At 68.6% G+C, this 9752-nt stretch carries 11 protein-coding genes; 2 read left to right on the top strand and 9 right to left on the bottom strand.

All coding sequences use genetic code 11. The annotated features are described in order from the left end of the window. Positions 1 to 26: 26 nt before the first annotated feature. From GV126_RS32805 to GV126_RS32770, 8 genes are all read right to left on the bottom strand, one after another. Positions 27 to 257: a hypothetical protein gene (locus GV126_RS32805; RefSeq protein WP_159674668.1), complete on the bottom strand. Its 231-nt coding sequence runs from the start codon at positions 255 to 257 to the stop codon at positions 27 to 29. 1038 nt (positions 258 to 1295) lie between these two features. Then, positions 1296 to 2138 (bottom strand): hypothetical protein, encoded by an 843-nt coding sequence (locus tag GV126_RS32800; RefSeq protein ID WP_159674666.1) that lies wholly within the window; start codon positions 2136 to 2138, stop codon positions 1296 to 1298. Further along, positions 2119 to 2703, bottom strand: coding sequence for an aldo-keto reductase family protein (locus tag GV126_RS32795; protein ID WP_202036243.1), 585 nt, complete (start codon positions 2701 to 2703; stop codon positions 2119 to 2121). The genes GV126_RS32800 and GV126_RS32795 overlap by 20 nt, the downstream gene beginning before the upstream one ends. Positions 2704 to 2762: 59 nt before the next feature. Beyond that, positions 2763 to 3263 carry a hypothetical protein gene (locus tag GV126_RS32790; RefSeq protein WP_159674662.1) on the bottom strand — a complete coding sequence of 167 codons (501 nt, stop codon included), beginning with the start codon at positions 3261 to 3263 and terminating at the stop codon, positions 2763 to 2765. 23 nt (positions 3264 to 3286) lie between these two features. Beyond that, a complete protein-coding gene (locus GV126_RS32785) occupies positions 3287 to 3859 on the bottom strand; it encodes a transcriptional regulator (protein ID WP_159674660.1) in 573 nt (190 codons plus the stop codon). 48 nt (positions 3860 to 3907) lie between these two features. Then, on the bottom strand, positions 3908 to 4303 hold the full coding sequence (locus GV126_RS32780; protein ID WP_159674658.1) for a DUF6009 family protein: 396 nt from the start codon (positions 4301 to 4303) through the stop codon (positions 3908 to 3910). Continuing rightward, positions 4303 to 5748 carry a DNA primase family protein gene (locus GV126_RS32775; protein WP_185948151.1) on the bottom strand — a complete coding sequence of 482 codons (1446 nt, stop codon included), beginning with the start codon at positions 5746 to 5748 and terminating at the stop codon, positions 4303 to 4305. The genes GV126_RS32780 and GV126_RS32775 overlap by 1 nt, the downstream gene beginning before the upstream one ends. A 77-nt stretch (positions 5749 to 5825) precedes the next feature. Then, entirely contained in the window at positions 5826 to 6941 is a 1116-nt protein-coding gene (locus GV126_RS32770) for a bifunctional DNA primase/polymerase (protein ID WP_159674654.1), read from the bottom strand. Positions 6942 to 7822: 881 nt separating this feature from the next. Between GV126_RS32770 and GV126_RS32765 the strand changes: the two genes are divergently transcribed. Then, a complete protein-coding gene (locus tag GV126_RS32765) occupies positions 7823 to 8071 on the top strand; it encodes a hypothetical protein (RefSeq protein ID WP_236570336.1) in 249 nt (82 codons plus the stop codon). 36 nt (positions 8072 to 8107) lie between these two features. Then, on the top strand, positions 8108 to 9106 hold the full coding sequence (locus GV126_RS32760) for a phosphotransferase family protein (RefSeq protein ID WP_159674650.1): 999 nt from the start codon (positions 8108 to 8110) through the stop codon (positions 9104 to 9106). Between the two features lie 96 nt (positions 9107 to 9202). On the opposite strand, the gene GV126_RS32755 is transcribed toward GV126_RS32760, so the two are convergent. After that, positions 9203 to 9652, bottom strand: a complete 450-nt coding sequence (locus GV126_RS32755; RefSeq protein ID WP_159674648.1) for a hypothetical protein — start codon at positions 9650 to 9652, stop codon at positions 9203 to 9205. Positions 9653 to 9752: the final 100 nt, after the last annotated feature.

Raw genomic sequence — 9752 nt, 5'->3', positions numbered from 1 at the left:
GGGCTGGGCCGGGCCCGGGGACGGCATCATCGGACCGCCTCCTGGCCATCCGGTCCGGTGGGGCCGGTGTCGGCGGGGCCGGCGCCGGGGCGGGTAAGGCTGTCGTAGCCCGTAAGGGCCTGGACGATCTGCTGGACGAGCAGCCCCAGTGAGGGCAGCAGGACAGCGGCCGCGGCCGCGTGCCCCAGCACGATCATGACCGTGCTCCACGTGAGGACCGCCGCCAGGACGACGACGGTCACCACTTTCTTCGACATCGCACTCTGTTTCTGTCAGTGAGAACGACAACTTGCCCTTCTGACAGCGGTGCTGAAGCGCTGACAGGAAGGACCGCCAGCATGACCCCAGCGCGGCTCGCCACGCCACGTGATCATGGAGTTACGGAACAATGGCCAAATGCGCCACCGTGCGCTACCCTGCGCCACCTTGTTCCCGAGGGCTGACGCCACAGGTTCAGCACTTTGGGGCGGATACGCCACTTCCCCTCCTCAGCAGTACGGCGTCCGTCATCATGGGAAGCACAGGCGCCCTTCGACGCCGCACTCACGTGCGGCCCCCTGTGCTGAAGAAGGACCCAAGAGGGGGCCGCACGACCAATCTCCCCCAGGACGAAATCACGCGCGCCGTTGCCGGTCCCCGCGGACAGTCAGCGAGCCGCGGCTGATCCTCAGACCGGGCTGTCGGCCGCCGTGGCGGTGGGACGGCGCGCAGAAGCTCCCACAGACGCAGCCAGCTCGGGCTCGCCCTCTGCCTCGAGCGTTAACGGCGTTAATACCCCCGCGGGCCCGGCGGAGCCAGGCTCGCTCACGCCTGCAGGGGTTAACGCCGTTAATAGCCCATCAGCTCCAGCTGCCGCTGAGCTGGATGCTGCGGATCTGGACGACAACGGTCAGCCGCGCCAGCTGCCGTACTACGACGCACCGTTCATCGCGCACCTTCTACACAGGAAGATGGAGCCGGCCGACTTCCTTCAGTGCGCCCGCGTGCTCATGGACATCCTGCGCAAGCAGCACCCCGACGAATACAGCACCCTCATGAACGCGCTGACCACGCAGGAGCAGCCTGCCTGACACACGTCGTTGAGCATGGCCAATGGCCTGTGCACCCGCAGCGTTCGCTGGAGCACGGGCCATTGACGTGCTCGCTGATCGCGTGACCGCAGAGCGGGGGAGATGGCGCCTCATCGGACGGGCTCCCGTTGGCGAGTGAAACAGGCAGACGAGGACTGGCACCGTGACTGCCGCACCAGCAGTTCACCAAGCGCTGGACCGGCCAGCCGTGGCGGCTGCACGTTGTCATCTGGTGGCTCGATGGCGCAGGTCGGCGGCCCATTCCTGGAGTGGATTGGTGAGGGTGAGGTTGTCGCCTCGCTCCACGGTCTGCAGCAGCATGGCGCACACGGTCGCCTCGGCGGCGAGGCCGGCCGGGCTGCCCAGGATGGGGAAGGCCGCTCGGACGCGGGCGGCGGTGGCCGGCTGGGGCAGGGTGTAGGCGTAGAGCATGGCGCCGTCGAAGCCCGCCGGCGCGGCGCCCCAGCTTTCCCAGTCCAGGATCCGCAGGGGGTTGGTGAGGTTGGCCCAGTGCAGGTCCGCGTGGGCGGTGTGCCAAGAGGGCGCGGCGGGCGCGGGGATGCCCAGGTACTGGGGGATGGCACGCTCCATGTACTGCGGGCGGACGGCGATGCGGTCGGTCGGTGCGGCCGCCAGCTTCTCCAGAGTCTGCGTGAGGTCCGTCCACCAGGTGTCGGGGAGGTCCAGCGGGTCTTGCAGGATCGGGTCGTCGGAGAGGACCGGTTCGCTGACCCGGGCCGACAGCTCCGCGCGGTAGGCGGTGCCGTCTGCGTTCTCGTCGTGCACGCCGAGCAGCGCGGGGCGGCGTCCGTCGAGGTCGCCCAGGGCCTTGTGCGCGGTGACCGCGCCGTCCCACAGCTTGCCGGACGCCTTGTCCTGCGGGGCGGACACGAGCCGGAGCCACGCGGGTTCGCCGGCGGCGGTGCGGGCCGGGGCGCCCAGGGTGCGCCCGGCCCAGCCCCAGAACTCGCCGCCCGGCTCCAGCTCGGCGGCCAGGGCCTTGGCCGCGCGGCGGTGGTGGGCGCGCATGCGCTGCTCGATGTCGGGGTCAGGGGGAGGCGAGTACATCCGTGACCTTCCGCAGGCGGGCGGTGTCCAGGGCGGGCTGGGTGACCGCGTCGGCGGCTGCCTGCCAGTGTGGCGCACTGGAGGCGGTGAGGAGGACCTGTGTCACCCCTGGGCATGACGCTGCTGCCAGGATGCATGCCTGTGCGGGGGTGAGGCCGGGGCGGATGAGGTCGGCGAGTTCCTGGTCGACTATCGCCGGCAGCTCGCCGCCGTGCAGCGGCGCCGACGCCATCACCTGCAGTCCGGCGTCGGCGGCCGCCAGGACGGGGCCCTTGCCGTTGAGGGCCTGCTCGATGGGCGTCATCATCACCAGGCTGACCGGGAGCTGCACGGCGGCCAGGTGGTGTCCGGCTCCGCCCGCCGCCTCGGTGGCCAGAGCGCGCAGCAGCGGCACGGTGAACCCCCCGTCGAAGCCGTCCCAGGTGGCCACCCCGTACCCGGCCAGGCGTCCGGCCGCCGCTTCTTCCTCCAGTACGGCGAATGCCTCCCGGATCGCCCGGTACGGCCCGGCCCGGTCCCCGTGGTGGGCCCGCTCGGGGTGTCCGCAGACACCGCCTCCCGCCACTACGGCACCTGGCACGTCCGCCGAGGACGGGCGGGCTCGGTAGACGGTGCGGCTGTCGGCTACGCCAGGGCGCAGGTGGGGCCCTCCCAGTGCCACCACATCTGCGGCGCGCGGCGTGCTCCGTGGTCGGGGCATTCGGCGTCGGTGATGATTCCGCCGCACGGCTGGACCGTCTCGCAGGTGCACGCCGCCGACGCGGCCGTAGCCGGCATCGCGTGCTGGACGAGGTGGGCGTCGGGGCGGCCAGCGAGCATCAGCCGGTCCACGGCAGCGGCGATGGCTTCCGGTGCGGCCTCCTCGGTCATCGACTGCGCCTCGTTCACGGTGGCGCCTGCGTCCGAGCTGAGGCCCCAGTCGATGCCGTGCTGCTCGGTCCAGCCGATCACCAGCACGGATCCGGAGTCGGCGTCCAGGACGGCCGTTTCCCGGGTGCCCAGCTGCACGATGATCGCGGACTCGTGGGCGTCCTGGACGGTCCATCCTCGGCGTTCGACGGCGGCGACCACGTCGGCCACCCACTCGTCAGGCATTTCATCGGTGATGGTCACGGTCTGGGTCATGGCGGCGGTCCTGTCCGGCAGTTTCAGGCGGCGAAGCCGATGTTGGTGACGTACTCGTACTGGCCCCACTGGGAGCCGAGGTCCACGATCTGGCCCACCCAGGCGTCGTCCAGCTCCCGCTCGTCGCCGGCCGCCCACGCCTGCACGATGCGGTCCCAGTGGCGCACGTTCAGCGTGCGGTACTCCACGACGCGCTGGCGGGGCCGGGAGACCTGGGACTGGTTGAGCGGGTGGATCTCCACGCGGGTGCCGCGGCCCTCGCGGTTGAGGCGGGCGAGCAGGTAGCGGGCCACGTTCTCCCGCCGCACCGTGCGGTAGGCCTGCTCGATGCGCTCCAGGTTCTGCCGCGAAGGTGACCGTCGACCCTCGAGCCATGCCTTGAGGGTGCGGTCGGTGACGGTCAGGCCGGCTTCACGGGCCCGTCGGCGGGCTTGATCAGTGCGCGTCAGGTAGTGCAGTCGGGCGAGCAGGCCGCGGCGGGCGCTGACAGGTGTGGCGACGTAGCCTGCGAGGGCGTCCAGCTGGCGGGCCACAGCTTCGTGGCCTTTGACGCCGCGGGCGCCGTACAAGCCGAATTGCATCGTCCGCTGGGGCACGCTTTCCTCCTCGGCACTGCTTGACGGGCAGGTCGTGGACAGATCTGTTCACGCTGATGTGCGGTGCTCGTGTATGGCGGGTGAGAGCGGGCCGCCTTCGGAGCGTTCGGTTTTGGAGCCCTTGAGGCGTGGTTCGAGGGTGCGGGGGTCGACGGCTTCGGCTGGGGCGCTCTTGGCGTACAGGCCGTCGGGCTGGCTGTCGCGGTCGTGGGGCAGGAGCCAGAAGACGCGGCGGCGGAAGGTGCCTGAGGCGCGGGAGGGCTTGGCGGTGGCGCCGAGGATGGCGTAGCCGACCATGCGGCCGTCGCGGTGGTAGGCGGGCTTGCCCTTGCGGGTGGGCAGGCGGTCCAGGCTTTGGCGGACGTAGTCCAGGGTGGTGATGTCCTCCAGCCACACGAGTTCGGTCTCGTGGCTGATCTCGTCCTCGGTGATCAGGGAACTCATCAGCCGGCTTCCCTCTCCTCGTCGGTGAGCAGTCCGATGCCCGGGTAGTGCTTGCGCTGGTTGGACAGGATCATCTCCTTGGGCGAGGCCAGGCCCACGAGTTCTCGGGTGCGGGCGGCGAACGCGCGGGAGGACATGGCCGGTGCTCCTTCATTCTGGCACCAGGCCTTGTAGGCGGCGTACAGAGCGGTCTGCTCTGCGCGCAGCTCTGGAGACAGCAGGCAGCGTTCCTCGTAGAAGCGGCCGGTGTGGTCTTCTGTTTCGGCGTAGGCGGTGGTGGCGATACGGACTCGTTCCGGACCGGTGAGGTCGCGCGCGCCGGCCAGGTAGCGGCGGGCGCCGTCGATAAGCCAGTTGAGGATGCCGGGGCCTTCTTCGGTGACCAGGATGTCGGCCAAGTTGTCGATCTTGCGGTGGTCGGGGACGACGCGTTCGAAGGGGATCAGGCGCATACGGCGCCAGAAGGCGAATCCGCCGGTGCCGACTTCGGGACGGTGGTTACCCAGAAGCCAGAGCTTGTGGGTGGGTTCGAAGCTGAAGAAGTCCTGGCGCATACGACGGGCCTTGATGCGGTCGCCTCCGGTGAGGAGCTTCACGCGGGCCTCGTCGAACTTGTCACCCGGTTTGACTTCGGAGCAGACGATGACGCGCCGGCCGTGGAGTTCGGCGAGGTCGGTGGGGTGGCCCTCGTAGGGCTTGGCCATGAGAAAGCCGGGCGGGGCCGCGTCAGCGTAGTCGCCGAGCAGTTTCATCAGCACGTCCAACAGGACGGATTTGCCGTTCTTGCCCGCGCCGAACAGGAAGGGCAGAACCTGGCCGCCGACGTCACCAGTGACGGAGTAGCCGAGCAGCAGCTGCAGGTAGGTGATCATCTCCTGGCCTTCGGCGTCGTCGCCGAAGGTGTCGGTAAGGAACCGTTCCCAGCGTGGAGTGGGCACGGGTTTCGGGCCGACGGTAGTGGAGCGGGAGTGGAAGTCCCTGTTTGGGTCGGGGGCCCTGGTCACTCCGGTGCGCAGGTCGACGATGCCGTCGGGGGTGCACAGGACGTAGGGGTCGGCGTCAAGGCGGGCGGCGTTGAGGACCATCCCCGGGGCCGATTTGGCCTGCGCGAGCATGGCGTTGATGCCGGTGGTCGACAGGGCGCGGCGGCGGTGCTTTTGCAGGGCGGTGGTGGTGAACACTCCGCGGGGATCATGGGTGGCGATGTTTTCAGCGAGGTCTCCGGCCGCCCACAGGACGGTGTCGTCTTCGTCGAGCTGCCAGCGGGTGCGGTCCCAGCGGTACCAGCCGATGCCGGGCACGTGCCGGTAGTCGTTGGCGTAGAGCTTGACGAACAGCTTGGCGTTGCCGCGGTCGGTGAGTGTGTCGGGCAGCAGGCCGTGGGGCGTGGCTTGCCCGGCCGCCGCTCGTTCGTGCTGAGCCTGTGGGGGCAGCGGCACGGTCATGCCCTGGGCGCGGATCTGGGCGGCAACGGCTTCGGGGTCGAACTCGAAGAGAGTGTCGGGGTTGGACGAGGGCGAAGTCACGGGCGCCTCCCGCTCGCGTAGAGAGGGCGCTTGAGACCGGCGGCCAGCCCGCTGCGGATGATTTGATCGATGCGGCGGTCCTGCCCCGGACGAGCTGTGACCGCGGTATCTCTCAGTGCCTGCTCGGCTTCGGCCTGGGGCAGGCGGCCGGCCGCAATGAGCCCACCGAGGGTGTAGGCGGCCCGGTTGAGGGCGTCAGAGAAACCAGCGCCTTCCTCGACTTGGCCGCATGCCTGGACAGGGGCGAGGACGGTGGCGAGGGTCTGCTCAGTTTGTCCGCGACCGCCGCCCGCAGAGAGGATCGCCTGCCGGGCACGGGGCGGTACCGGGCGCGCCGCAGGGCTGGTTTGTGCCGGAAGGTGGCCAGTGCGTTCGAGTTCCTGGGCAAGCCACTGCGGCAGTGGGGCCGGCCGGCGGCAGTCGCCGATCGGGGTGTAGGTGCCACTGCGGGTGGTGGTCCCCGGGGCGATGATGTAGCTGCCGTGAGCACGGACGTCGACCTGCCAGGCCAGGGCGCGGCCGGTGCTGGAGCCGACGGAAGACAGCCAGCGGCGGCCGTCCGTGGCCCGGTACCAGACGTGCATCCCATTGGAAGGCGTTCGTACGCGCAGGGTGGCTTCGTCGTCTGCTGGGCTGGTCTGGCCGCGCAGCGCGGCCAGGACCGCGAGCGTGTGGAAGCCGTTGGCCAGTCCGGTGAGGTCGATGTGATCACTGATCGGGATGCCAGGCAGGATGCGGTCCCGTGCCGGGGGCTGAGCTGGGTGCGCATCAATGTCGATAACGACCAGGCCGGCAGGTCCGCAAGAGACGCCGATCCCGAACTGCGGGTGGGCACCCCACCACTGTTGGATGCGGTCCTGATCGAGGGTGGCGGCGTGGAAACCGTGACACCACAGACCTGCCGGGAGACAGAGGCAGTCAGCGGGTGCATGGGATTGCGCACGGCAGTTGCTGCAGTTGGCGGCAGGGGTCTTCCGGCCTGCTGCTAGGGGATGGACGGGCCATCCCTGGCGGGCGCACCAGCTGGCGGTGGCGAGGGAGAGCTCAGCGACTGAAGACTTCGAGGCAAGCTGCCGTGAGTCGCTGCTGGATACCCGCAGGTCAGCAGGCACGCGCACCCCCTATCAGCGACTGAAGCGACTCAATGACGGATACAGCCTAGCGAATGTGACCGACGAGGTCGGGCAGCACATACAGAAGAGACCTGACGCCGTGTCGACGATGCCGGTCACCAAGTGCTGAGCAGCGACTCAACGCAAAGACAGCGACTGAAGCACCTTCGGCCGCTACTCAGCTGGTCAGGGAAAGCCCGCAGGTGAGGAGGCATCCAGGTGACCAATCAGCGACTGAAGCGACTGAAGTCCCTTATATATGACGCACACGCGCGCACAGGAATGGATTCATATACTCGGATCCTTAGTCGCTTCAGTCGCTACTAGAGGGGAAATCAGGTCCTGACCTGTTGCTTTACTCACTCTCTGACAGCGACCAAAGCACACGTCAGTCGCTGCGGTTCAGTCGCTCCGCCAGCGCTTGCGCCGCCGATTGCCTACGTCTCCTCAATGGCGGCGTGACCTGCCTGACGGCCATCAAGCCTGGCAGAGTGAGGTCCCGGTCGTGCCCGACGTAGTTCTCTGCGGACCCCACGATGAGCTCGCTGGGAGGGGGGCGGCCCCGGCGGGCAGGTGCGGCGCTCTCCGTCCCGACACCTCCGTACAAGATCGTCCGGAAGGAACCTAACCTGCCATCCTCCTTAAACAGAACATCCTGACGAATTCCGATCAGACGGTGCGCCGCCGGGGCCGAGGCGCCCCGCCTGCCCGCCCCCCCCTTCTTAACTTCCTAACTTGTTGACAAGTTAGGAAGCTGGCCGTAACTTCTCAGCAAGTTACAAAGTTGAGGAGTGGGTGTGCTTCAAATCCAACTGGGCCCGGAGCGGCCCGCTGAGCCAGGCGATCGTCTCGGCCGGTCCACGATCGGGTGGCGCCCGGGAATGACGGAGGACGAGGCGTGGCAGGCAGGCCGCGGCATCTGGAAATTCAACGCGGACCGGGCCCTTGCCCAGGACGAGGTGCAGATCGTCAACACCGAGGGCCTGGTGCTGGCCGTTGCCACAATCACCGGGATCAGCAAGCACGGCGACCGGTACGCCCTGGAAGGCGAGCTCTTGCGCGGCGACGCACGGGTAGGGAAGCCCACCACCACCCCCCACCGGTCCCGGAACTCTGTCGCCTACTTCTGACCAGTCGCTTTCCGCTCTTGGGCCTGAAGGAACTCCATGGACTTCCGTTCCATCCCCCGCGCCCCGCACGCCTTTCAGCAGCCCGTCACCGCCGAGGACATCCAGGCGATCGCTCGACGCGCCTTCGGGGACGCCGCTCACGTCGCCTCCGCTGTGGAGCTCGGCGGCGGCATGTACAACACCACCTACCGGATCACCGTCGACTGCCTTCAGGGACCGGTCATCCTGCGCATCGCTCCGGCTCCGGGGCAGCAGTTCAGCTCCGAGCGCGAGCTGATGCGTAACGAGTACGTCACCGTCCCCTACCTCTCCCCCCTCGCTGGTCTCGTCCCACGCGTGCTATTCGCCGACTGGTCGCAGGAGATCACCGGCCGGGACTGGATGGTGCAGAGCCACCTCACCGGCGTGCCCGCCCCCGAGTGTCTGGGCATCTATCCCCGCGACCTGTGGCCGGGCTTCTTCGCCCAGCTCGGAGAGATCACGGCACGCGTTCACGCGGTCCGCGGCTCGCACTTCGGTCCGGTTGCCGGCCCCGGACACCGCAGCTGGAGCGTGGCTGTGATCGCTTCCCTCAACGCCATCGCCGACGACCTGGAACGTCTCGGCCTGGACGCTTCCGACGTACACAAGGTCGCCGACCTGGCCGGTGAACACCACCATGTCCTTGACGAGATCACCGAACCGCAGCTGCTCACCGGGGATCTGTGGACCGTCAACACCATGCTCGATCCCGACGCATCCAAGCCAGTGATCACCGGAGTCCTCGACCTGGACCGCACGCTTTTCGGTGATCCAGCCGCTGACTGGACCATCCGTATGGCCTGCGCCAAACAGGACGAGCGCACCGCGTTCTGGGACACCTACGGCCCCCGCGACACTTCCAGCGCCGCCACCTGGCGCGGCCTCGTCTATGAAGCGCGCCACCTGGGCGCCATCCGCCTGGAACGGCACCGCCTCCACAAGGACGAAGGCGTCCGCGACACCTACACCTCCATGGCTGCTGTCCTGTCCCGGTTGGCCGGACGGCTCGCATGAGTATCAGCCGGTGACGCAGGAGGAAGCGCTGCGAAGCCCCTGGCTGGCGGCCTGGCGACCGGCCGTGTCAGTTGTACAGCTGTGGGGTGGGTGTGCTCACGTCCTGTTCCCCTGGTCGACGGTGACGGTGATCTGGCGCAGGATCTGGTCGGCCTGGTCGTCGACCGTGTGCGGGTGGTGGCCGGTGACGATGACATGGCCGAGGCGGCCGCGGTTGGACGTTGCCGGTCCCACGCCCGCACCTACAGGCGCCCGCACGACTACAGCAGGGATCGTGCTGGTCACCTCCGGCAGGCCCGTGACGGCGACCAGCCGGCCCTCGTGGGGCGTGGTCAGGAACCGGACGGTGGCGTAGCCGCTGCGTGCCGGGGTGAGGGTGGGCGGGTGGCCGAGGGCGATGTCCCACAGGGCGCGCCACGGGTCGAGGCCGAGGGCGTGCTGGATGAGGACGCCGATGTGACCGGCGCCGAGGCGGGCACCGATCTCCAGGACGGTGGCGCGGCCGTCGGGGCGTAGGACGAGTTCGGTGCTGTCTCTTGGACACATCTGACGCTGCCGACTATCGCAATCGGCGGACGACTCGCGATTCACTCATGACTTCGTGATAAAAGATTGAGTGTGAGGTTATAACGCCGAAGCGGTAAAA

It is taken from the genome of Streptomyces mexicanus, assembly GCF_902506575.1.
Lineage (GTDB): Bacteria > Actinomycetota > Actinomycetes > Streptomycetales > Streptomycetaceae > Streptomyces > Streptomyces mexicanus.
Note: the sequence above shows the minus strand (reverse complement) of the source record. Positions and strands in the feature narration are given on the sequence as shown.